Genomic DNA, 21,685 nt, shown 5'->3' with positions numbered 1-21,685 from the left:
GTCTCCGATCAGATAAGAGCCATCGCCCTGTCGGTCAGGCCTGCCGGTGCGGTCTTCGGGTTGCCCGCGTCGAAGGGCGGCCGGGGGTCGTACTCGATCGCGAGCTGCACGGCCTGCGCCGTCTCCTCGTCGCGCATCTCGGCCAGCAGGGTCAGGGCCATGTCGATGCCGGCGGACACACCCGCCGCCGTGACGATCCTGCCGTCGGCCACCACGCGCTCGCTCACGGGCTCGGCGCCGAATCCGGCGAGCTGGTCGAGCCATCCCCAGTGGGTCGTCGCCCTGCGGCCCTTCAGCAGCCCCGCCGCGCCCAGCAGGAACGAGCCGCTGCACACCGAGGTCGTCCACCGGGTCCGCTCGTGGGCCCGCGCGATCCAGCCCAGAAGCTCGGCGTCGGCCAGCGCCTCGATCGTCCCGGGTCCCCCGGGCACGACGATCACGTCCGGCGCGGGCACGTCGTCGTACGACGCGGTGGCCGCGAGGCTCAGGCTTCCCCGGTCGTCGAGCACCGGACCGGGCTCGGCCGCGACGAACGTGACCGTGCAGCCCGGCGCGAAGGCCAGCACCGTGTACGGCCCCACGGCGTCGAGCGCGGTGAACCGGGGATAGAGGGGGATGGCGATGTTCATGAGCTGCTGCCTTCCTTCGATCGGAACCGGCGGCGGTAGTCGCCGGGTGAGACGCGCCAGTGGCGGCGGAAGACCCGATAGAGGGTCTCGGGAACGCCGAGTCCCGACTCCCTGGCCACTCTGTCCAGGGGATGACCGGTGGTCTCCAGCAGCCGCCTGGCGGCGTCGGCCCTGCTGCGTTCGACGTACCTGCCGGGCGAGACCCCGGTCTGCTCGGTGAAGACGCGGGAGAAGTGCCGCTCGCTCATCCCCGCCCGGCGGGCGAGTGCGGGCACGCTCAGGTCCTCGGCCGGATTGGCGTCGATGAACGCCTGGATCTCCCGCAGTGGCTCGGCGCGCGGGACCGCGGCCCTCATCGGGGCGCTGAACTGGCTCTGCCCGCCCGGGCGGTGCAGGTACACCACGAGTCCGCAGGCGACGTCGCGGGCGAGCGTGTGCCCGTGGTCGTCGGCCACGAGCGCCAGGGCGAGATCCACTCCCGAGCTGACCCCGGCCGAGGTCCAGACGTTCCCGTCGCGGATGTAGATGGGATCGGCGTCCACCTCGACGTCCGGATAGCGGTCGGCCATCTCGGCCGCGACCAGCCAGTGGGTGGTCGCGCGCCTGCCGCCGAGCAGCCCGGCCTCCGCGAGAAGGAAGCTCCCGTTGCAGACGGAGGCGACGCGCCGGGCCCCGGCCGCCAGCCGGGCGACGCCCGCGATCAGCTCCCGATCGCGCAGGTGTTCCGGCACCGACAGCCCGCCCACGACCAGCAGCGTGTCGATCGGTCCCGCGACCTCGGCCAGCGGAGTCTCCGCGATGGTCACGATCCCGTTCTGGGCCGGTACGGCACCGCCGCGCACGGCCGCCACCTCGACCCGATAGCCGGGCTCCGGCACGAGCAGGTTCGCCGTCGTGAAGACGTCGGCAGGTCCGGCGAGGTCGAACATCTGGAAGCCATCGAAGATCACGATGACCACGCGTCGCTGCATGGCCTCAATGCTTGCGAGCAGGGCTCGATGGCGTCAACGACACGGATATTGCACATTACGCCATCAGGCCGAGCATCAGCCTGGCCGAGCACCCGGCGGCGGAGTGCTTGTTAGATTTGAACCAGGTCTCTGCGGCGCCGTCGGACGTCGGAGCGCCAAGGAGGTGGCCGAGACGATGCCGAGCGCTCGAGAACTCAAAGACAGACTCTTCACCGCGATCAACAGTCACGACCTCTACGACGTGCTGGACTGTTACGCGTCCGACGCCGTGTACATCAGCCCGGCGGGCATCGCGGAGGGCCACGAGCAGATCGCCTGGACCTACGAGGACCTCTGCAAGGTCTTCCCCGACATCTGCTACACCGCCTGGTACAAGGCCCCCTGTGAGGACCCCGCCTTCACCGAGTACACGATGACCGGCACGCACGTGGGCCCGCTCCTGCTGCCGGGCGGCCGGGTGGCAGCCGCAACAGGCCGTCGTATAGCGGTGCGGGGCAGCTGTGCCTGCGCGGTCGAGAACGGCAAGATCATCACCGATCGGGACTACTACGACCAACTGGAGCTCTACTCCCAGCTCGGCATCCGCCTCGAACCGCCGCCGGACTCCTGACCGGAGCGGCCCGCTCGGCTACGACCTCCCGCCGGGCACGCTGCGTTGGTCTCCCATGGACCGGGCCGAGCCCGGGCCGAGCAGGGACGTCGCGAGCGACCGCAGTCCGGCGGCGAGCCGCCCGGACTCACCGTCGAGCAGCAGCCGCGCCACCGGTTCGTTGTGCAGCGAGCCGATGAGGAGGTGGGCGACGAGCGCGGCGTCCAGGTCCGGACGCGCCCGCGCGATCAGCTCCGAGACGTGGTCATGCCACCGCCGGTAGACCGGGTTGGCCTCCCGGGGGCCGGCGGCATTCCTCTGCGTGGCCACGGCGTGTTCGTGCGCCGTGATCAGGCCGACGTTTCGCGAGGCGAGAGCCACCATGGCGTCGAGGAAGGCCAGGATCCTCTCGTGCGGCGGCGCCCCCGGACCCAGTGGAGGAGGGCCGGCGGCGATGGCCTCGCTCAGCTCCTGTGCGCGTTCCTCCATCAGGGCGAGCATCAGCCCGGCCCGGCTGCCGAAACGGTGGAACACCGTGCCCTTGCCCACGCCGGCGGCCGCCGCGACCTGCTCGACCGACACCTCGTCGGGCCGGTGCCGCCGCAGCAGCTCCTCCGCCGCCTCCAGGATCGCGCGCCGATTTCGCGCCGCGTCAGCGCGCTCGCGCCGCTGTTCGCCCACTCTTGCCTCTCGATAGACAACTTGACCAACGGTCCATATAGTAGCGCCCACATCAACTTGACCTATGGTCCAGTTAACTCTGGCAAGGGGGAAACACATGCGTGCGATCGTGATGCACGAGAACGGCGGACCCGAGGTCCTTCGGCTGGAAGAGGTCCCCACTCCCACCGCGGGCCCCGGGCAGGTGGTCGTACGGACGGAGGCGGTGGGCGTCGGCTACGCCGACACCCTGCTGCGCGGGGGCGCGTTCCCCTTCCCCGCGCCGCTTCCGGCGGTGTTCGGCTTCGAGGCCGCCGGGACGGTCACCGAGGTCGGCGAGGGGGTGGATCCCTCCCTGTCCGGCGCCCGCGCACACGTCATGAACGTGAACGCCGCAGGCGGCGCGTACGCCGAGTACGTGGCGGCGGACGCGGGAGCTCTCACGCTCATTCCCGACGGGGTGACGGCGACGGACGCCGTCGCGGTGGCCATGCAGGGGGCGTTGGCGCTGACCCTGCTACGGGCGGCGCGCCTGAACGGAACAGAGAACGTGCTGATCGAGGCAGCGGGAGGCGCCACCGGCGGCTACCTGACCCTCCTCGCCAGGGAGTCGGGCGCCGGCCGGGTAATCGGGACGGCGGGCAGCGAGGCCAAGCGGCGCAGGGCGCTGGCCTTGGGCGCCGACCAGGTGCTCGACCACTCGGACCCGGACTGGCCCGGCCGGGTGCGCGACGTTCTCGACGGCGAGACGGTGGACGTGGTCTTCGAATCCCTCGGCGGCGCGTCCGCCGGGCGACTGCTGGATGTGCTCACGCCCGGTAGCGGCCGGATCATGTTCTACGGCGTCCTCAACGGCGCGCCCGTCATCGCTCCCATGGACCTCCTGCAGCGCGGGCTGACCCTCGTGGGCTGCGGCGGCATGGACGCCTGGGCACAGGGGGTGCTGGCCGCCCGCGCGGACGTGCTGGGCATGGTCGCCGAGGGCCGCCTCCTCCCGCAGGTCGACACCGTGCTCCCCCTCGCGGAGGCCGCGAAGGCACACCGGCGCATGGAGGACAGGGCCGCCATGGGCAAGATCGTGCTCGTACCCTGACGGAAGTCCGATGCTCATGCGCGGGACGGCATGCGCGGCAACGATGCGACGGGCGAAGGTGATCAAGAGGGCAGCAGGTGGGCCACGACGATGACGTTGCCGTACAGATCGGCGAAGTGGAGGGAGCGGCTGCCCGGGTCCTCTCGCTCGTCCCAGACCCGTACGCCGTGCTCCCGCAGCCGCTTGGCGACCACGTCGAGGTCGGGGGTGTAGAGGACCAGCAGCGGCTGCCCGCCGGTCTGCCTGCCGATGAGCCCGCGCTGCTGCTCGGAGGTGATCGGCATCAGCCACAGACCCACCCCCTCCTGTCCGGGCAGCCCGATGTGGAGGAAGCGGTAACCGCCCGCCACGTAGTCGTGCAGGACGGCGAAGCCGAGGACGTCGCGGTAGAAGGCCAGCGCCTCGTCGGGATCGTCGACGAGCACCACCATTCGGCCGATCGCGGAGAAGGGAGTCTCACCCGTGGTCATGGCCCAACCCTGGTTCTCGCCCCCGACAGTTCAACGGCCTCACGAGGATCATGCCTCCAGGATGGGTCCGACGAGCATCGGGCGGTCGAGCATGTCCTTCGCGAAGGGCACCCCGGTGATCTTCGCGGCCAGGGCGAAGCCCCTCGGCACGGCGGTGGGGTAGTCGTCCTCCCAGGCGGCGTCCCACGCGGCCTCTTGTCGCCGAGCCCGGCGAAGTCCGACTCCTGGCCGGAGTCCTCGCCGCGGCTGAAGCGGCGCACCACCTCCGCCGGGTCGAGCCCGCGGAAGAAGGCCACGCTGAAGATCACACCCAGCGGGCCGCCGCCCTCGTCCTCGGGCACGTTGAGCCACTGGAACGGGGCCAAAAGGTCGGTCGTCGTCACACGGGCCATGGTGGCAGGCCGCACCGACAGTCCCGGGCCTGGAATGACGGACGAAAGTTTCATCGTCCTGTCGCCCTTACCAGCGGCACCGCCGGCCGGATGAAGGCGCAGCGTTGACGACCCCCCGGCCGCGAAAGATCCTCGCGTAGACACGACCAGGCGGCGCGAGGGGGATGCGCGTGCGAAAGGAACTGCTGGGCGCGGGGGCAGTGGTGCTGGCGGCCCTGACCGCCTTCGTGTTCCCCGGCCTGGGCCGTGCCGCGACGGATCCCACACCGGTTCCGACGCCGGTTCCGGCCGCGACGCCGTGCATGACCGGCCCGACCCGATCCGGTGACGCTCCCACCGCCCCTGGCACGCCCGAGGTCGTGAGCGTCTTGATGAACACCGCCGAGCTGCGCTGGGCACCCGCGGCCGACCCGGACGGCATCGCCTGTTACGAGGTCATGGAGGAGGCCGGCGGCCTGCTCAAGCTGCGGGCCACCTTCCAGTTCCCTCTGGCCACCGAAGGGACCGTCACCCTGCCGTTCCCTCCGTACGGGGTCGCATCCGAGACGCACACCCTCTACGTGAGGGCCGTCGACACCAAGGGCGTCCCGGGCCCCCTGTCGGAGCCGGTCACGGTGACGGTCTACAACGACGTGCTGCCCGCCTCGCCGTCCCCGTCGACGGCGCCCATCCCGCCCTCCTGTCACGTGAACTACACCTCCACGTCCTGGCAGGGCGGCATGAGCACCTCCATCGCGGTCACCAACACCGGTTCGCGAATCATCCCCGGCTGGCACCTGCCGTTCGTCTTCCCCTCCGGCGGCCAGCACGTGACCTCCGGCTGGTCGGCCCAGTGGACCCAGAGCGGGAGCAACGTGGACGCCCAGGGCTACGAGTGGAACAGGGACCTCGCTCCCGGGCAGACCCTGTACATCGGCTTCACCGGCACGAACACCGGAACGAATCCGGCGCCGGCGTTCTTCAGCGTCAACGGCGTCAAGTGCACCTGACCTCGGTCCCTCACGGCCGCGGGGGGAGGAGCCATCGGCCCCCGTCACTCCTCGCCGGAGAACCTCTCCCAGGCGGACTGCCGGGTCATGCCGAGCGCGGCGCCGATCCTGGCCCAGGTGGCGCCGCGGTCGCGCGCCCGCTGCACCCAGACCCGCAGGCTGTCCTCGACCTGCGCGCCCACCTCGGCGACGCGCGGAAGGAGCTCCAGGATCTGCTCGACGGTCATGCTCTCGGTGTAGGAGATCTCCGGAGTCCCGGCGGACTCCGCCGCCAGGATCTCGGCGCAGAGCCCGACACACTGGTTGCAGATGTAGACGCCGGGGCCGGCGATCACCTTGGCCACCTCGGTCTTGGACTTCGAGCAGAACGAGCAGCGGATGTCCTGTTCCGCCAGAGAAGGAGCCGGCATGTCGCCTCCGGAGGGGATGCCTGTGTCAGGCCGTTCCTGACAGCGCCCTGAGGATATACCCGTCAGGAGCAGCCTGACAACAGATCATCCGGAAAGCAGTGTTTCCCGTGCGCTCGGCCCCCTGCTCAGCTCTTGGGGCCGAAGGCGTGCGGGACCTCTCCTTTGCGACCGCAGCGCGGGCAGGGCCGGTATCGCCCGGACCACCAGGTGGCCTTGAGCGTGCCGCTCCCCTTGCACTTGGGGCATTTGGACAGATAGTTGCGTACGTAGTCGGAGACGAGCCAGATGCCGAAGAAGGCTCCGGCGAGGACGAGAAGGGTCTGGGAATCCACCATGGCTCCGTAGTCGGGGGGACGGACCGGCGACGAACGCGTCGCCGTGCGGAAGCCGGTCGCGCGGGGGCGCGGTCACCGTCACTCACCGGCCGGGCAAGCCGGTGCGGGAGGCGGGCGCGGGTCGTCACCCGCACCGCAGGTGCGCGCATGGCCTGCGAGGGAACGCGCATCAACCGCCTCCGTGAACACTGGTCGCACCGGAGAGGACGCCGCCCGGCCCCCGGCCGGTGACAGCCGGGGGCCGTTTCGTTGGAGTCACAGGGCACCGGGGTGCGGGGCACTCACACTCGCTCGGGCTGGAGCGCGGCCGCCTGCTCCACCTCCGCCCGGGGCCGGCGCAGGACGACGTACGCGGCGACGAGGGCGCTGACCAGCAGGGCGAGGGAGACCGTGAAGGCCAGCCGGTAGCCACCGGTCAGCGCGACCGCCTCGCTCGCGCCCCCGGCCAGCAGCCCCTCCGTACGGGAGGCGGCGAGCGTGGACAGCAGCGCGACACCGGCGGCCATGCCGACCTGCTGGGTCGTGTTGAAGAACCCCGAGACCAGGCCCGCGTCGTCGGAACGGGCGTCGGACATGCCGAGCGCGGTCAGCGCGGGAAGCACCAGGCCGCCGCCCATGACGAGCACCATCACGGGGAGCAGATCGGTCACGTAGCGGGCGTCGGCAGGGACGCGGGTGAGCCAGGCCATCGCGCCGATCAGGAGCACCAGGCCGCCCAGCAGCACGGCACGCGCGCCGAAGCGGGTGCTCAGCCGCGGGGACACGAACAGCGACACCCCCGCGATGGCCAGCGCCGCGGGGAGCATGGCCAGGCCGGTGTCGAGCGCGCCATACCGGAGCACCTGCTGCATGAACAGCGCCACGACGACCTGGAAGGCGAACATCGCGCCCAGCGTCAGGACCTGCACCAGGTTGGCTCCGGCGACGGCGCGCGAGCGGAGGATCCGCAGCGGCATGAGCGGGGTGCGGGCGGTCGCCTGCCGGACGAGGAACGCGGCCAGCAGCACGAGCGACACCGCGCCGAACCACAGGGAGCGCAGGCCATACCGCTCGATCTGGACCACGGCGTAGATGCCCAGCATGAGTCCGGCCGTGACCAGTAGGGCGCCCAAGGCGTCCGCGCCCGCCGACAGGCCGAGCCCCCGCTCGGCGGGCAGCGCCCGGACGGCCAGCGCGATCGTGACCACGCCGATCGGCACGTTGATGAAGAAGATGTAGTTCCAGCCCAGCGTGTCGGTGAGGACCCCGCCGAGCACCTGGCCCAGCGACGCCCCTGCGGCGCCGGTGAAGCTGAAGACGCCGATCGCCTTCGCCCGCTCCCCCGCGTCCGTGAAGGTCGTCACCAGGATGCCGAGCACGACCGCCGAGGCCATGGCGCTGCCGACCCCTTGGAGGAACCGGGCGCCGATCAGCGTCCCCGGTCCGGTGGCGGCTCCGGCGAGCAGCGAGGCGGCGGCGAAGACGGCGTTGCCCGCCAGGAACATGGTCCGGCGGCCGATCAGGTCGCCCAGCCGGCCGGCCAGCAGGAGCAACCCGCCGTACGCGATGAGGTAGGCGTTCACGGTCCAGCTCAGATCGGCGGGCGCGAAGCCGAGATCCCGCTGGATGGCGGGCATGGCCACGGTCACGATGCTGCCGTCGAGCACCGTCATCAGCATCGTGGCGGACAGCACACCCAGCACGAGCCAGCGCGATCGGGATATACGCGACATGGGGTCGCCTCCTGTTCATGAGGAACAGGAAAAACCGTAGCAGATAGTTTTGTTGTAGACGATCCCTAACGGATTAATTATCCCCGGTGGCGCGCCCGCCTGACCGGCTGCGGCACCTCCACCGCGGTGGCCAGATGCCCGGTGACCAGCCGGTTGAGCGCGCGTACGAGCACCTCCGCCTCCTCCTCGGGCAGCGACCCGAGGGCGGCCCGGTGGACCCCGTCGACGATCTCCTGGCTCCGCTTCGCCACCTGCGCGCCCTTCTCGGTGACCGCGACGATCCGGGCGCGCCGGTCGGTGCTGGACGGCCGGCGCTCGGCGAGGCCGGCCTTCTCCAGCGCGTCGAGGGTGACCACCATCGTGGTCTTGTCCATGTCGCCCAGCTCGGCGAGCTGGATCTGCGTGCGCTCCTCCTGCAGCGCGTGGACGAGCACGCAGTGCATGCGCGCCGTCAGGCCGATCTCGGCGAGGGCCGCCGCCATCTGCGTACGCAGCACGTGGCTGGTGTGGTCGAGCAGGAAGGACAGATCGGGCTCGTTTCGCGAGGGCGCCATGGCGGTCATGCACCCAGGCTACCAACTCGTCCGCTTGCGGATTATCTCCAAAGGTCACAGTGTCCGCAGGGCCGCCTCGATCGACGCCTGACCCGCCGGGACGAGCGGGAGCCGTACGGCGGCGGTGGGAATGCGGCCCTGCGCGTGCAGGACCCCCTTCAGCACGGTCGGGTTGGGCTCGGCGAACATGGCCGCCGACATGAGCGACAGCCGGTGTCCGAGGGCGCGGGCGTGCTCGACGTCTGCGGCCCGCCAGGCCTGGACGAGCTCGGCGAACTCGCCGGTGCGCAGGTGGGCGGAGGCGAGGATGCCGCCGCAGGCGCCCAGGGCGAGCAGCGCGGACAGGAACGGGTCGTCCCCGGCGAGCACCGCGAAGTCCTCCGGCAGGTCGGCGAGCAGGGCGACCGTGTCGAGGTCGACGCCGCCGACCGCGTGCTTGACCCCGGCCACCATGGGCAGCTCGCCCAGCCGCCGCAGCGTGGCCGCGCCCACCGTCTGCCCGGTCCGGTAGGGGATGTTGTAGACGACCAGCGGCACCGGGGTCTGCTCGGCCAGCGCGGTGAAGTGGGCGAGCACGCCGGCCTCGGACGGGCGGACGAACGCGGGAACCGTCACCAGCGCCGCGTCCGCCTCCCCCTTGAGGGCGCGCAGCGCCTCGGCCGTGCTCCGCGTGTCGGCCGACCCCGCGCCGACGGTGAGCATGGCGCCCCGCTCGCGGCAGACGCGGCCGCAGATCTCGATCACCGCGCGCCGTTCCTCCTCGGCCAGCGTGGCGACCTCCGCGGTGGTGCCGAGCGCGACGAGCCCGGACGCGCCGTCGTCGAGCACGCTCCGCGCCAGGTCCTCGAGCGCCTCGAACGCGATCTCGCCGTCCTCGGCGAACGGGGTGATCAGCGGGACATGGATGCCGGAAAGAGTCATACCGCGATCCTTCCGGCGAGCAAGTATGTAGGTCCAGTTCGCCTTTCTGTCGAAACCGTTAAGCTGAACTGATGCTCGATGTCCGCAGGCTTCGCCTGCTCCGTGAGCTCGCCTACCGGGGCACGATCGCGGCGGTGGCCGAGGCGCTGACGTTCACTCCCTCGGCCGTCTCCCAGCAGCTCGCCGCGCTGGAGCGCGAAGCGGGGGTCGCCCTGCTGGAGCGCACCGGACGCCGGGTCGCGCTCACCCCCGCCGGGGTGGCGCTGGTGCGGCACGCGGAGGCCGTGCTCGAACGGCTGGAGCAGGCGGCGGCGGAGCTCGCCGCGGCCAGGGCCGACCTGTCCGGAACCAGCCTGTCCGGGACCGTGCGGATCGGCGCCTTTCCCACCGCGACCCGCGCGATCCTCCCCTCGGCCCTGGCGGCGCTCGCCCGCAGTCACCCGGGCCTGGATCCGATGGTGGACGAGGTCGACCCGGCCGAGGTCGCGCCGCGCCTGCGCGCCGGCGAGCTCGACGTGGCCCTGGTCCACGAGTACGACTTCGTCCCGGCCGAGCCCGACCTCGCCCTGGACGCCGTCCCCCTCCTCGACGAACCCATGTATCTGGCCACCATCCGCCCCGTCAGTGGGGAGAGTGACGCGGCCACGCTCCTCACCTGCCGCGACGCGCCGTGGATCGCATCGACTCCGGGCACGCTCTGCCACGCGATGACCGTGCGCGCCTGCCAGGCGGCCGGTTTCTCCCCTCGCGTACGCCACCACATCGACGACTTCGCCACGGTCCTGGCGATGGTCGCCGTCGGGCAGGGCGTCGCGCTCGTGCCGGAGCTGGGAGCCGCCGACCCGCCCGAAGGCGTCACGCTGAGCGCGCTGTCCATGCGCCGCCGCACCCGCGTCGCCTTCCGCCGGGGCGCGGGCGGTCATCCCGCCCTCGTCGCGCTGATCGCGGCCCTGCGCTCCGCCATCCGGTAGGAGGCCGTCCGGTAGGGTCAGAACACCGGGATGATGTCCTCCGGATCGATCACGTCGACGTCCACGCCGTCGATGTCGAGCTCGGGGATCGCGGGGAACTCGATCCCCCACCGCTCGACGATCGCGCGTACGCGGGCCATCGCCAGCCGCCAGTTGTCGGCCTGCTCCTCGTACGACAGCACGCCGAGGCCGCCCTCCCGCGCGTGGTCCATCAGCACGCGATGGTTGTGCAGGAAGTACGGCGGGAGCTCCCAGAAGCCCTCAGGCGGCTCCCAGAGGATCATCGACAGGAACACGAATCCGGCGCGCAGCTGCCGCGTGATCAGGCCGCGTACGTCGTCGGTGAGCCCGGGCCACTCGTTGTCCAGGATCGTCATGCAGATCTGGAGGTGCCGCGACTCGTCCCGGCCGATCTTGTGGAACATGTCCGAGAACAGGGGGTGCTCGGTGCCGGAGGCCATCCCCCGGAACAGCGTCGAGGCCGCCATCTCCCCCATCATGAAGCTCGTGAACAGCACGGCGAGCGAGTACTTGCCCACGGCCGCGTTGTAGCCGTTCCAGTAGCGCCCGCCGTTGTGGTAGAGCCAGCCGATGTTGTTGTGCGCCGCCCGCTCCAGATCGGTCGAGGGCTGCCAGTCGAGCGGGCCGCCGGGCCACAGCCGGGCGATCGCGCGCTGGCAGCACTCCTCGTGGTTCATCTCGTCACGGGTGATCGAGAAGAAGCACTTGCGTACGGGATCCTCCTCGTGCTTCTCGAACGCCTGGATCGTGGCGCGGGCGAAGACGGCCGGGCCCGAGGCGTCGAAGTTGGCGAGCACGGAGAACCAGTACATGATCCCCAGCCGCTGCTCCGGGGTGAACTCCCGGGGGTCGAGCATGTCCCACGGCAGGTCGGCGGGGTTCCAGACCATGCGCTTGGACTTCTCGTAGATCGCCGCGAGCTTCTCGGTCTCCACCCGCCACTCCATCGGGTAGATGTTGGGTTGCGGGATCTCGGGCGCCGGCCAGAAACCACCCTCAGGAACCACGACGTCCGACATCGCCTCACCATCCCGCGTGCTTGTGACCCGCCTCACCTTGTAACAGCGTCAGCCTCATCCTGCGCCGTGCCGTCACACCAATCAAGTGCCCACACCGCGCCGCCGGCGGCTGGCCTGTGTCATGCGGCCCTCCGGCTGCCTTGTGTGACCGCCACGCACACGAGCACGGCCAGGGCCGCCGCGATCGTCGCGGCGCCGATCTCCTCGTCCAGCAGCAGCCGGGCCCACACCAGCGTGAGCAGCGGCTGCGCGAGCTGGATCTGCCCGGCACGGGCGATCCCGCCCATCGCGAGCCCGGCATACCACGGGATGAACCCGAGGAACATCGACACCAGCCCGACGTACGCGAGGCCGGCCAGCGACTCGGCCGAGGGCTCCATGGGCGTGGTGACCGCCAGCACCGCCGTCACGGGCACGGTGAGCGGGGCCGAGAGCACCAGGGCGTAGGAGATGACGCGCCAGCCGGGGGTCTCCCGCGCGAGACGCCCGCCCTCGGTGTAGCCCACGGCGGCCGACAGCAGGGCGAGCACGAGCAGCACGTCCGCCCCGGCGAAGCGGCCGGTCCCCCGGGTCAGGGTGAACACGGTGATCGACAGCGCGCCCGCCGCGCAGGCCGCCCAGAACAGGGGTCTCGGCCGCTCCCCCGCCCGCAGCACGGCGAACGCGGCCGTGGCGGCCGGGAGCAGGCCGATGACGACGGCGGAGTGGGCCGTGCTCGCGCCGCCGTCCAGGGCCAGGCCGCTGAACAGCGGAAAGCCGAGGACCACACCCAGCGCGATCATCGCGTACGACCTCAGGTGGGCGCGGGGCGGCAGGAGCGGCGCACCCGCGGCCTTCAGGCAGATCACCGCGGCGAGCGCCGCGAGGGCCGCGCGCCCGATCGCGACGAGATACGGATCGAACCCCCGCATCGCGAACACGGTCCCGGGAAACGACCCCGAGAACGACACCACGCCCGCGCCCGCCAGGAAGCTGCCCCGCCATGCCAGGCGGCGAGGGATCTGCGCGGCGGGGGCGTCCGCTATCGGAAGGACGTCGATAGCGCTATCGTCAGCTTTCATGTATGACGATAGCAGTATCGTCCGTCTCGCCGCGAGACTCCGGGAGGAGACGGACCGGTCGCGGCCGGGCGAACGGCTGCCGTCCAGCAGGGAGATCATGCGCCGCCACGGGGTGGGCCCGGTGACGGTCTCGCGGGCGATCGCGCAGCTCGCGGCGGAGGGACGGGTCGTCACCCGGCCCGGCGCGGGCGTGTTCGTGGCCCCGGCCCGGCGGCCGGTCGCGGAGGCGCCCGACCTGTCGTGGCAGACCGTGGCCCTGGGCGACCGGGTGGTGGACGACTCGGCGACGGCGAGCCTGCTGGCCCAGCCCCCCGACGGCGTCGTGCCGCTCACGGGCGGCTACCTCAACCCCGAGCTGCGCCCCGTGAAGGCGCTGGCCGCGGCGACCGCGCGAGCCGTACGCCGGCCGGAGGCGTGGAGCATGCCCCCGCTGAACGGCCTGCCGGAGCTGCGCCGGTGGTTCGCCACCGAGGTCGGCGGAGCGGTGACGCACAACGACGTTCTCGTCGTGAGCGGCGGGCAGTCGGCGCTCACCCTCGCGTTCCGCGCGCTTGCGGCTCCCGGTTCGCCGATCCTCGTCGAGACCCCCACCTACCCGGGCGCGCTGGCGGCGGCCAGGGCGGCCGGGCTGCGGGCGAGCGCGGTGCCGCTCGACCGGGACGGCGTGCGGCCCGACCTGCTGGCGGAGGCGTTCGCGATGACGGGGGCGCGGGTGTTCTACTGCCAGCCGACGCTGCACAACCCCACGGGGGCGACGCTGAGCCGCGAGCGCAGGGAGCAGGTGCTCGCCGTGGCCCGGGCGGCGGGAGCGTTCGTGATCGAGGACGACTACGCGCGATATCTGACCACAGGGCCGGTCCCGCCGCCCATGGTGACCATGGACGCCCACGGCACGGTGGTCCACATCCTGTCGCTGAGCAAGATCACCTCGCCCAGCCTGCGGGTGGCGGGCCTCACCGCGCGGGGCCCTGCCGCGCACCGGCTGCGGGCCTGCCAGGTGGTGGAGTCGTTCTTCGTCGCCCGGCCGCTGCAGGAGACGGCCGTCGAGTTCGTCGGCTCCACCGCCTGGCGGCGCCACCTCGGCGCCGTCCGGCAGGAGCTCGTCGTACGGCAGGCCACGATGCTGGCCGGACTCGCCCGCCACGCGCCCGCCGCCGAGGTGCACCTGGCGCCGTCCGGCGGCCTGCACGTCTGGGTACGGCTGCCGCCCGGCACCGACGAGGCGAAGGTGGTCGAGGCGGCGCAGGCACAGGGCGTGCTGGTGAGCCCGGGGCGCATCTACTACCCGGCCGAGCCCCCGGGACCGCGGCTGCGGCTGACCCACACGGCCGCGACCGGCCTGCCGGAGCTGGAAGAGGGCATCCGGCGCCTCGCCCCGGTCCTGTCCCTCCAGCCACATGAGCCCCAGAGGTGAACCTACGCCCCGGCTGGATCGTCTTTCCTCTGTCGCCCTTCAACCCCCATACAGAGGAGACACCGTGCGCGTCCGCTCTCTGTTGATCGCGTTATGCGCCGTGCTCGCGTCAGCCGGCCTGCTCGTCGTCCCGTTCGCCGCCGAGGCCGCCCCCACCGGGACCTCCTCCGCCTCGGCGGGCTGCTACCGCCAGGTCGGGGACCACTGGGAATGCGTCACTCCCGGCGCGTTCTGCCCGGCGACGGCCCACGGCAGGAACGGGACCTCGCAGGACGGCGACTCCTACCGGTGCGTGCAGGACGGCTCCTACTGGCGGTGGAAGCCGGCCGGCTCCTCCGGCGGCGCGACGCCGAAGCCGACCCCGAAGCCCACACCGACCACGAAGCCGGCGGGGGCGAAGTGCTCCCAGAGGTACCTGCCGCTGCCGGACCCGAAGTGCCAGCCGGGGACGCGTGACCCCCGCGTCACCCAGGAGACGATCAAGTCCACGATCTGCACGCCCGGCTACAGCAGGAAGGTCGCGCCTCCGGCGAGCTACGCCAACGCGCTGCGCGTCACGCAGATCGCCCAGTACGGCTACGCGGACAGGAAGCCGTCGCACTACAAGGAGGACCACCTCATCCCGCTGTCCCTCGGCGGGTCCCCCAAGAGCGTGAAGAACCTGTGGCCCCAGCCGGTTCTGGCGGGCAAGGGGAAGACCCCGGCCGACAAGGACGCGGCCGAGCTCACGCTCTGGAGGGCCGTGTGCCACGGCGAGGTGCCCCTCGCCAAGGCGCAGCAGGCTATCGCCAAGAACTGGCGGACCGCGGTGCGGCGGCTCGGGCTCTAGACCCTCGGGTCATCGGCTCGCCCTCCCGCCGGCGCCCCTCCGACAGGCGGTCGCGGCGCTCCTTGTTCTGCGATGCCAGATAGGCCAGGTAGCTGACACGCATGACGTCCTCCTCGGAATAGCCAACACCAGTGAAACGCTTGCGCTGGTGTTGGTATTTCGCGACCTCCGACTGTCGTACAGTGGTCACGAGGGGTGATCGATCATGACGGGCCCGGCGGAGCTGCTCCGCGACTTCGTGAACACCTACGACGTCGAGGGAGACGCCGACGAGCTGGCCTCGCCGGCCGAGCTGTCCGTCTGGCTGCGCGAACGGGGGCTGATCGGCGACGACGACCGCGCCGCCGACGAGGACCTCGCGACGGCGACCCAACTGCGCGAAGGACTGCGGGCCGCGCTGCGCGGCAACCACGACGGGGGTCCGTACGAGGTTCCCGAGGGGCTGGACGCGGCGCTGGCGGGGCTGCCGGTTCGCGTGACGCTCTCGGCGGGGACGCCGGCGCTCGAGCCCGTGGGGTCCGGAGTGGCGGGCGGGCTCGCACGGCTGGCGGCGCTGATCCCGGCCGCCCACGCCGACGGCACCTGGGCACGGCTGAAGGTCTGCGCCGAGAGCACCTGTCAATGGGCGTTCATCGACTCCTCGAAAAATCGGTCTCGCTCCTGGTGCTCCATGCGCGTCTGCGGAAACCGCACAAAAACCCGGGCATATCGGGCACGACGCCAGGCGGAAGGTACGCCGAGGCCCTCCTGACCAGTACGGTGTTACAGGCTAAGAAAGGAGCCCGCCGAATGGGTGTTAGAGCTGCCCGCCTCGAGGACGTCGACGCGGTGACCAGCACCCAGATCCGGGCGTGGAAGGCGGTTTATCGCGACTTCCTGCCACCGATCCCGTTGGAGCAGATGACGGGGCCGGCGGCGGAGAAGATGTGGCGCCGCCAGTGGGAGGAGGCGATCCTCTCGCCGCCCACGCCCCGTCACCGTCTGCTCGTCGCCGTCGAGCGGGTGGTGCCCGACACCGACGCGTTCACCGCGCTCGGCCCCGGCGGCATCCTGGCGACCGCCGCGCAGCGTGCCTCCGACCGGGTCGTGGGGCTGGCGTCGCACGGACCCGCCGAGGACCCCGACCTGCACCCGGCCACGACGGCCGAGTTGATGACGTTGCTCGTCGATCCCAACCACATCAGGCGCGGACACGGCAGCAGGCTGCTCAACGCCACCGTCGACCACCTGCGCGAGGACGGCTACAACACGGTCGTCACCTGGGTCTTCGCCGACAACCACCCGATGCTCGGCTTCCTGGAGTCGGCCGGCTGGGGCGAGGACGAGGCCGAGCGCGTCCTCGACATGGGCCGCCCGATCAGGATGATCCGCCTCACCACCGACATCAGCTGAGTGACCTCCCTTTCCGCCCGTTCGTACGGCTTCCGCCCCCGGCGGCGTCGCCTCCGCCAACCCCGCTGTCACGACATGACGGGGGATTGGCCAAACTAGGTACGCCTTCACCGGCTACGCACAGGTAGGAAAAGGGAGTCACGTGGCCACCCCAGCTCAATGGTTAGCGGGCGCACGCCCCCGTACGCTGCCCGCCGCCGTCGTCCCGGTCGCCGTCGGCACCGGAGCCGCCGTCGCGGAGGACGGCGCCGTCTGGTGGCGCGCCCTGCTCGCGCTGTTCGTCGCGCTGGCGCTGCAGATCGGGGTCAACTACGCCAACGACTACAGCGACGGCGTGAAGGGCACCGACAAGGACCGCGTGGGGCCCCTGCGGCTGGTCGGCTCGGGCGTCGCGGCCCCCAAACAGGTGCTCGCCGCCGCTCTCGGCTGCTTCCTCGCCGCCGCGGTCGCCGGGCTCGTCCTGGTCGTGGCCACCCGCGCCTGGTGGCTGCTGCTCGTCGGCCTCGCCTCGATCTTGGCCGCCTGGTTCTACACCGGAGGCTCCCGCCCGTACGGCTACCGCGCGCTCGGGGAGATCTCGGTCTTCGTGTTCTTCGGCATCGTGGCCGTCGCCGGGACGACGTACGTCCAGGTGGAGCGGCTGACCTGGCTCTCGCTGGCCGCAGCCGTGCCCGTGGGGCTGCTCGCCTGCGCGCTCCTCATGGTCAACAACCTCCGCGACATCGTGACCGACGGCCCCTCCGGCAAGCGCACGCTGGCCGTGGTGCTGGGTGACAGCCGCACGCGCCTGGCCTACTCGGCGACCCTGGTGCTGCCCTTCGTGTTCGCGCTCGCCCTGGTGCCGGTGCGGCCCTTCGCCGCGTTGACGGTGCTGGCGCTCCCCCTCGTGGTGGCCCCGATCAGGACGGTCCGCGCGGGGGCGACCGGCCCCGCGCTCATCGCGACGCTCCAGCAGACCGGCCGCCTGCAACTGGTCTTCGGCGCCCTGTTCACCCTCGGCCTGGCCCTGTTCTGACCGGCGCCCGTCCTACCGTGAGCGGGCGTTGTTCACCGTGTAGTCGCGGAGGGTGATGTTCTCGGCGGTCTTGCGGGCGATCTTGGTGGCCATGTTCTTTCCCGGCAGATAGGGCATGACCTTGTAGTAGCGGTTGAGGACCGAGGCCAGGAAGCGGCTGCCGGGGACCATGAGCTTGGCCACGCCGTCGCCCATCTTCTGGCAGCCCTCCGCGTACGCGCGCATCTCCCGCTCGTAGGCGGCGAACGCGACGCGGTGGTCGCCGTGCGCGGCGGCCAGTTCGCCCGCCAGGACGTACGCGCCGACCAGCGCGAGGCCGGTCCCCATGCCGGACAGGGAGGACGGGCAGTAGGCGGCGTCGCCGACCAGGGCCACCCGCCCTCGGGACCAGGAGTCCATGCGGACCTGGCCGACCGAGTCGAAGTAGAAGTCCGGCGCGACGCGCATGTCCCGCAGCAGCCGATCGCTCTGCCAGCCGTTGCCGGCGAAGTGCTCGGCGAGGACGGCCTGCTGCCGGGCCACGTCGCGGCGGTCAAGGTCAAGGATCGGCGAGCCGAAATAGAAGACGGCCTTGGCCTCGGTGTTGTGGCGCGCGCTGTACATCGCCACCAGCCTGTTGGCCGTGCGGTAGGCGTGGCCGGTGTGGTCGAGGCCGAGGTGGTTGGCGGTGGTGAAGATCGCGCAGTAGACGCCCAGGTGCCTGACGTAGTCCTCCTCCGGTCCGAAGGCCAGGCGGCGGGTGGCGGAGTGCAGGCCGTCGGCGCCGACGACCAGGTCGAACCGGCGCGGCGACCCGCGTTCGAAAGTGACGGTCACCCCGTGGGCGTCCTCGGTGAGCGAGGTGACGGAGTCGCCGAAGACATACTCGGTGTGCTCCTTGGTGGCGTCGTAGAGGATACGGGCCAGGTCGCCGCGGAGGATCTCGACGTCCCCGGCGAACAGATCGGCGGGCATCCTGGCCAGCGGCTTGCCTGCGCTGTTGACGTACGACATGGAGCCCATGCCGGTGCGGGCGCGTTCGATGTCGTCCAGGATGCCCATCCGGCGCAGGATCGACAGGTGCGCCTCACCCCGGAAGTCGACGGCGTAGCCGCCGTCGCGCAGCGCGGGGGCGCGCTCCACGATGGTGGGGGTGAAGCCGTGGCGGTGGAGCCAGTAGGCGAGGGCGGGGCCCGCGACGGAGGCGCCCGAGATCAGCACGGTCCGGTTGTTCATCGCGGTGTTCGTTGCGTTGTCCATGGCCGAGAGCCTGCCGGTGAGGGCTCACCGGAAGCTCACCGCCGGCTCACCGCCTCCGCGAGGGCGTCGGAAAGGGCATCGGGAAGCCCCAGCAGACGCAGTGCGTCGGGGGTCGAGCCGCCTGCCGCCGCGGCCTCGGCGGCCTCCCGGTAGCGAGCCAGGGCCGTGGCGTGGTCGTCGCGTGCTTCGGCGACGCGGCCCAGCCCGGCGAGCGTGCGCACCCGGTTGCCGAGGCTTCTGATCCAGTGCGGATCCAGCCGTTGCGCGGCCTCGGCGTACAGCCGTTCCGCCTCGTCCAGGTCGCCCTCCCGCAGGGCGACGTCGCCGAGGCCGCGCAGGGCCGCCCCCAGGCAGGTGGTGCTGCCGGCGCGGCGGGCCAGATCGGCGGCTTTCACGTAGTCGGCGCGGGCCGCCTCCGCGTCGCCGGCGGCGGCGAGGTAGTCGGCCCGGTTGACCAGCAGATCGGTGGCGTCCTCCTGGGCTCCGAGCCGGCCGGTCAGGGTGAGGGCCTCGTCGGTCAGCGCGATCGCCCGCGCGTGGTCGCCGCGTCCGCCCGCCAGCCCGGCGAGCATGTCCAGAGCCAGTGCGGTGCCCCATCGGTCGCCGAGGGCGCGGAACTGCTCGGCGGCCGTACCGAAGTCCTGCTCCGCCGGTGCGACGTCCCTGTCCCCCAGGGCCCCGAAGCCCGACACGTATCGGGCGACCGCTCGCGCCCACGGCTCGGGGCTGCCGTGCTGGGCAGTCAGAAGCGCGAACGCGCCCTGCGCCTCGCTTTCGCCGGCGTTCCGCAGCATCCACAGCAGCAGGGCCGCCGGGTAGCGGCCCGCTCGGTCGCCGGGCCAGGCGGCGGCCAGTGCCCTCTCCGCCGTCGCCCGATGACGTCGCCAGGTCTCGCGGTCGGACGAGGCAAGCAGCACCGTGGTCGCGTACTCCTCGCCGAGCCCGGGCGGGGGCGTGTCGCCGATCGCATCGAGCAGCCTGATCGCGTACGGCGCGGCCGTGGCGGACGCGCCCCGGATCCACAGGTAGGTCGAGGCCGAGGCGAGCAGTTGCAGAGCCGTCGCGACATCCGGAGCCTCGGCCGCCCAGCGCACGGCGGCCAGCAGGTTCTCGTGCTCGGCGACGACGATCGGCAGCCATTCCAGTTGCCCGGCCCGCCGAAGATGCGGATCGGCGGTGCGCACCAGTTCCAGGACGTGCCGGGCGTGCGCGTGCCGCGCTGAGTCGCTTTCGCCGGCTTCGTCGAGCCGCTCGGCGCCGTAGGCGCGGATCGTCTCCAGCATCCGGTAACGGCCGTGGGAGACCTCCAGGAGCGACTTGTCGACCAGTGATTCCAGCGTCTCGGCGTCCGTGCCGCACACCTGCCGTGCCGACTCCGCCGTCGCGCTCCCGGCGAAGACGGTGAACCTCCGTGCGGCGCGCTGCTCGGCTTCGGTGAGCAGGTCCCAGCTCCACGCGACCACCGAGCGCAGCGTCCGGTGCCGGCCGTCGGCGGTGCGGCTGCCGCGGGCCGCGACCCCGAGCCGGTCGTTCAGCCGTCCCTCGAGTTCGCCCAGGTCCAGCGCGCGCAGCCGCGCCGCCGCGAGTTCGATGGCCAGCGGCAGGTCGTCCAGGGCCGCGCAGATCCGCCGTACGCGCTGAGGGTCGGCGGCGAAGCCGCGCCGCACCGCGCGGGCCCGGTCGGCGAACAGCCGCACCGCCGCGTCGGCGTCGAGCGGGCGCACCTGATGGAGGTGTTCGCCGATGACTCCCAGCGGTTCGCGGCTGGTGGCCAGGACCCGCAGCCGCGGGCAGGCCGCCAGCAGCCGCGCCGCCAGCGCGGCCGTCTCCTCGACCAGGTGCTCGCAGTTGTCCAGCACGAGCAGGAGCACCCGGTGGGACAGCGCCGCGATCAGGCGGTCGACCGGCGTCTGCGGCCCGTCCCCCACCTGCAGCCCGCGCTCGCGCAGGCCGAGCGCGCCGAGGACCGCCCGCGCCGGCCCCGCCCCGTCACCCAGCGCGGCCAGCTCCACGAAGCACACCTCGTCGGCCGCCGCCCCGGCCACCTCGACCGACAGCCGGGTCTTGCCGACGCCGCCGGGGCCGAGCAACGTGACCAGCCGGGCCACCCGAAGCAGGCCGGCGACCTCGGCCACCTCCTCGTCGCGGCCGACGAAGGAGGTCAGCTGGGCGGGCGGCGCGGCCGGCGACGGCGAGGGATCGGCGCTGAGCAGCTCCCGGTGCAGCGCGACCAGCTCGGCCGAAGGATCGGCGCCCAGTTCCTCCGCCAGGTGGCGCCTGGTCTCCTCGAACACGACCAGCGCCTCGGCCCGCCCGCCCTCCGCGGACAGCGCGCGCATCAGCAACCCGGCCAGCCGTTCCCTGAGCGGGTGGCGGCCCGCCAGCTCGCGCAGCTCCGGAACCACGGCCCGGTGCTCGCCGAGCCGCAGTTCGCCCTCGATCCGGTCTTCCAGCGCCGCCAGCCGCAGCTCATCCAGCCGCGTCGCGGCGGCCTGGGCCGTCTCGCTCTCGGCGAGCTCGGCCAGCGCGGGCCCGCGCCACAGGTCGAGCGCCTCGCGCAGCAGCGTCACCGCTCGTTCCGCCTCGCCGTCGCGCAACGCCATCCGGCCCTGCCCGGCCAGCCGCTCGAACCGGCAGGCGTCCACGTCGTCGTCCGCGACCACGATCCGGTATCCCGGTCCGCTCCGCTCGATCGCGGCCGCCGGCCCCAGCGCGGTGCGCAGCCGGGACACCTGCGACTGCAGCGCGTGCGCCGACAGCGCGCCGTCAGGGTCGATCTCCCCGGTCAGCCGGTCGGACGGCACGACCTGACCGGGACGGATCAGCAACAGCGCCAGCAACCCACGCCGCGCCGGTCCGCCCAGCGGGACCTCGGTCCCGTCATCGCGCCACACCCGGGTCTCGCCGAGGATTCCGAACCGCATGCCCGCGATTATCCCGTGATATCCCCGATGGCCCGCCGGTGATCACAGCGACGATCACGGCGACGATCACAGGGC

General features: G+C 72.1%; 22 protein-coding genes. 9 read left to right on the top strand and 13 right to left on the bottom strand.

What is annotated here, in order from left to right; all coding sequences use genetic code 11:
- Window positions 1-8 precede the first annotated feature (8 nt).
- Together ABZ860_RS29585 and ABZ860_RS29580 are read right to left on the bottom strand one after the other, a co-directional pair.
- A complete protein-coding gene (locus ABZ860_RS29585) occupies window positions 9-629 on the bottom strand; it encodes a DJ-1/PfpI family protein (protein ID WP_357226144.1) in 621 nt (206 codons plus the stop codon).
- Window positions 626-1,600, bottom strand: a complete 975-nt coding sequence (locus ABZ860_RS29580) for a GlxA family transcriptional regulator (protein ID WP_357226141.1) — start codon at window positions 1,598-1,600, stop codon at window positions 626-628. Before ABZ860_RS29580 ends, ABZ860_RS29585 begins: the two co-directional genes overlap by 4 nt.
- A 175-nt stretch (window positions 1,601-1,775) precedes the next feature.
- Between ABZ860_RS29580 and ABZ860_RS29575 the strand changes: the two genes are divergently transcribed.
- Window positions 1,776-2,210, top strand: coding sequence for a nuclear transport factor 2 family protein (locus ABZ860_RS29575; protein ID WP_357226139.1), 435 nt, complete (start codon window positions 1,776-1,778; stop codon window positions 2,208-2,210).
- An 18-nt stretch (window positions 2,211-2,228) separates the two neighbouring features.
- Here the strand turns inward: ABZ860_RS29575 and ABZ860_RS29570 are convergent, their stop codons facing one another.
- Window positions 2,229-2,870 (bottom strand): helix-turn-helix domain-containing protein, encoded by a 642-nt coding sequence (locus tag ABZ860_RS29570; RefSeq protein ID WP_357226136.1) that lies wholly within the window; start codon window positions 2,868-2,870, stop codon window positions 2,229-2,231.
- A gap of 97 nt (window positions 2,871-2,967) precedes the next feature.
- Here ABZ860_RS29570 and ABZ860_RS29565 point away from each other — a divergent pair, with 97 nt between their 5' ends.
- On the top strand, window positions 2,968-3,942 hold the full coding sequence (locus tag ABZ860_RS29565) for a zinc-binding dehydrogenase (RefSeq protein ID WP_357226134.1): 975 nt from the start codon (window positions 2,968-2,970) through the stop codon (window positions 3,940-3,942).
- Between the two features lie 62 nt (window positions 3,943-4,004).
- Here ABZ860_RS29565 and ABZ860_RS29560 read toward each other — a convergent pair whose 3' ends face one another.
- On the bottom strand, window positions 4,005-4,412 hold the full coding sequence (locus ABZ860_RS29560; RefSeq protein WP_357226132.1) for a VOC family protein: 408 nt from the start codon (window positions 4,410-4,412) through the stop codon (window positions 4,005-4,007).
- Between the two features lie 562 nt (window positions 4,413-4,974).
- Here ABZ860_RS29560 and ABZ860_RS29555 point away from each other — a divergent pair.
- Window positions 4,975-5,793, top strand: a complete 819-nt coding sequence (locus ABZ860_RS29555; RefSeq protein WP_357226129.1) for a cellulose binding domain-containing protein — start codon at window positions 4,975-4,977, stop codon at window positions 5,791-5,793.
- A 44-nt stretch (window positions 5,794-5,837) separates the two neighbouring features.
- Here the strand turns inward: ABZ860_RS29555 and ABZ860_RS29550 are convergent, their stop codons facing one another.
- The 5 genes from ABZ860_RS29550 to ABZ860_RS29530 form a co-directional block, all read right to left on the bottom strand.
- Window positions 5,838-6,203, bottom strand: a complete 366-nt coding sequence (locus ABZ860_RS29550) for a ClpX C4-type zinc finger protein (protein WP_357226126.1) — start codon at window positions 6,201-6,203, stop codon at window positions 5,838-5,840.
- A 125-nt stretch (window positions 6,204-6,328) separates the two neighbouring features.
- Window positions 6,329-6,538, bottom strand: coding sequence for a hypothetical protein (locus ABZ860_RS29545; RefSeq protein WP_357226124.1), 210 nt, complete (start codon window positions 6,536-6,538; stop codon window positions 6,329-6,331).
- 281 nt (window positions 6,539-6,819) lie between these two features.
- A complete protein-coding gene (locus ABZ860_RS29540; RefSeq protein ID WP_357226121.1) occupies window positions 6,820-8,250 on the bottom strand; it encodes an MFS transporter in 1,431 nt (476 codons plus the stop codon).
- A 77-nt stretch (window positions 8,251-8,327) separates the two neighbouring features.
- Window positions 8,328-8,813 (bottom strand): MarR family winged helix-turn-helix transcriptional regulator, encoded by a 486-nt coding sequence (locus ABZ860_RS29535; protein ID WP_357226119.1) that lies wholly within the window; start codon window positions 8,811-8,813, stop codon window positions 8,328-8,330.
- Between the two features lie 45 nt (window positions 8,814-8,858).
- Complete coding sequence (locus ABZ860_RS29530; RefSeq protein WP_357226116.1) at window positions 8,859-9,725, bottom strand: 4-hydroxy-tetrahydrodipicolinate synthase; 867 nt, start codon at window positions 9,723-9,725, stop codon at window positions 8,859-8,861.
- 71 nt (window positions 9,726-9,796) lie between these two features.
- Here ABZ860_RS29530 and ABZ860_RS29525 point away from each other — a divergent pair, with 71 nt between their 5' ends.
- Window positions 9,797-10,696, top strand: coding sequence for a LysR family transcriptional regulator (locus tag ABZ860_RS29525; RefSeq protein WP_357226114.1), 900 nt, complete (start codon window positions 9,797-9,799; stop codon window positions 10,694-10,696).
- A 17-nt stretch (window positions 10,697-10,713) separates the two neighbouring features.
- Here the strand turns inward: ABZ860_RS29525 and ABZ860_RS29520 are convergent, their stop codons facing one another.
- Window positions 10,714-11,736, bottom strand: coding sequence for a hypothetical protein (locus tag ABZ860_RS29520; RefSeq protein WP_357226112.1), 1,023 nt, complete (start codon window positions 11,734-11,736; stop codon window positions 10,714-10,716).
- Window positions 11,737-11,855: 119 nt separating this feature from the next.
- A complete protein-coding gene (locus tag ABZ860_RS29515) occupies window positions 11,856-12,797 on the bottom strand; it encodes a DMT family transporter (RefSeq protein ID WP_357226110.1) in 942 nt (313 codons plus the stop codon).
- On the opposite strand from ABZ860_RS29515, the gene ABZ860_RS29510 reads away from it, so the two are divergent.
- The 5 genes from ABZ860_RS29510 to ABZ860_RS29490 all read left to right on the top strand — a co-directional run bounded on the left by ABZ860_RS29510 (window position 12,796) and on the right by ABZ860_RS29490 (window position 17,447).
- Window positions 12,796-14,211 (top strand): PLP-dependent aminotransferase family protein, encoded by a 1,416-nt coding sequence (locus ABZ860_RS29510; RefSeq protein ID WP_357226109.1) that lies wholly within the window; start codon window positions 12,796-12,798, stop codon window positions 14,209-14,211. The two genes, ABZ860_RS29515 and ABZ860_RS29510, sit on opposite strands and share 2 nt — an antisense overlap.
- 64 nt (window positions 14,212-14,275) lie before the next feature.
- Window positions 14,276-15,040 carry a hypothetical protein gene (locus tag ABZ860_RS29505; RefSeq protein WP_357226107.1) on the top strand — a complete coding sequence of 255 codons (765 nt, stop codon included), beginning with the start codon at window positions 14,276-14,278 and terminating at the stop codon, window positions 15,038-15,040.
- Window positions 15,041-15,245: 205 nt separating this feature from the next.
- Window positions 15,246-15,791, top strand: a complete 546-nt coding sequence (locus ABZ860_RS29500) for a CGNR zinc finger domain-containing protein (protein WP_357226105.1) — start codon at window positions 15,246-15,248, stop codon at window positions 15,789-15,791.
- Between the two features lie 38 nt (window positions 15,792-15,829).
- The gene (locus ABZ860_RS29495) at window positions 15,830-16,432 is read left to right on the top strand and encodes a GNAT family N-acetyltransferase (RefSeq protein WP_193203682.1); all 603 of its coding nucleotides are present in this window, start codon (window positions 15,830-15,832) and stop codon (window positions 16,430-16,432) included.
- Window positions 16,433-16,574: 142 nt separating this feature from the next.
- Window positions 16,575-17,447: a 1,4-dihydroxy-2-naphthoate polyprenyltransferase gene (locus ABZ860_RS29490; protein ID WP_357226103.1), complete on the top strand. Its 873-nt coding sequence runs from the start codon at window positions 16,575-16,577 to the stop codon at window positions 17,445-17,447.
- A 12-nt stretch (window positions 17,448-17,459) separates the two neighbouring features.
- Here ABZ860_RS29490 and ABZ860_RS29485 read toward each other — a convergent pair whose 3' ends face one another.
- Together ABZ860_RS29485 and ABZ860_RS29480 are read right to left on the bottom strand one after the other, a co-directional pair.
- Complete coding sequence (locus ABZ860_RS29485; RefSeq protein ID WP_357226101.1) at window positions 17,460-18,686, bottom strand: FAD-dependent monooxygenase; 1,227 nt, start codon at window positions 18,684-18,686, stop codon at window positions 17,460-17,462.
- 35 nt (window positions 18,687-18,721) lie between these two features.
- Window positions 18,722-21,610, bottom strand: coding sequence for a BTAD domain-containing putative transcriptional regulator (locus ABZ860_RS29480; protein ID WP_357226100.1), 2,889 nt, complete (start codon window positions 21,608-21,610; stop codon window positions 18,722-18,724).
- Window positions 21,611-21,685 lie beyond the last annotated feature (75 nt).

This window comes from Microbispora sp. NPDC046973, assembly GCF_040644495.1.
GTDB lineage: Bacteria > Actinomycetota > Actinomycetes > Streptosporangiales > Streptosporangiaceae > Microbispora.
This window is presented reverse-complemented; position numbering and strand designations above follow the sequence as displayed.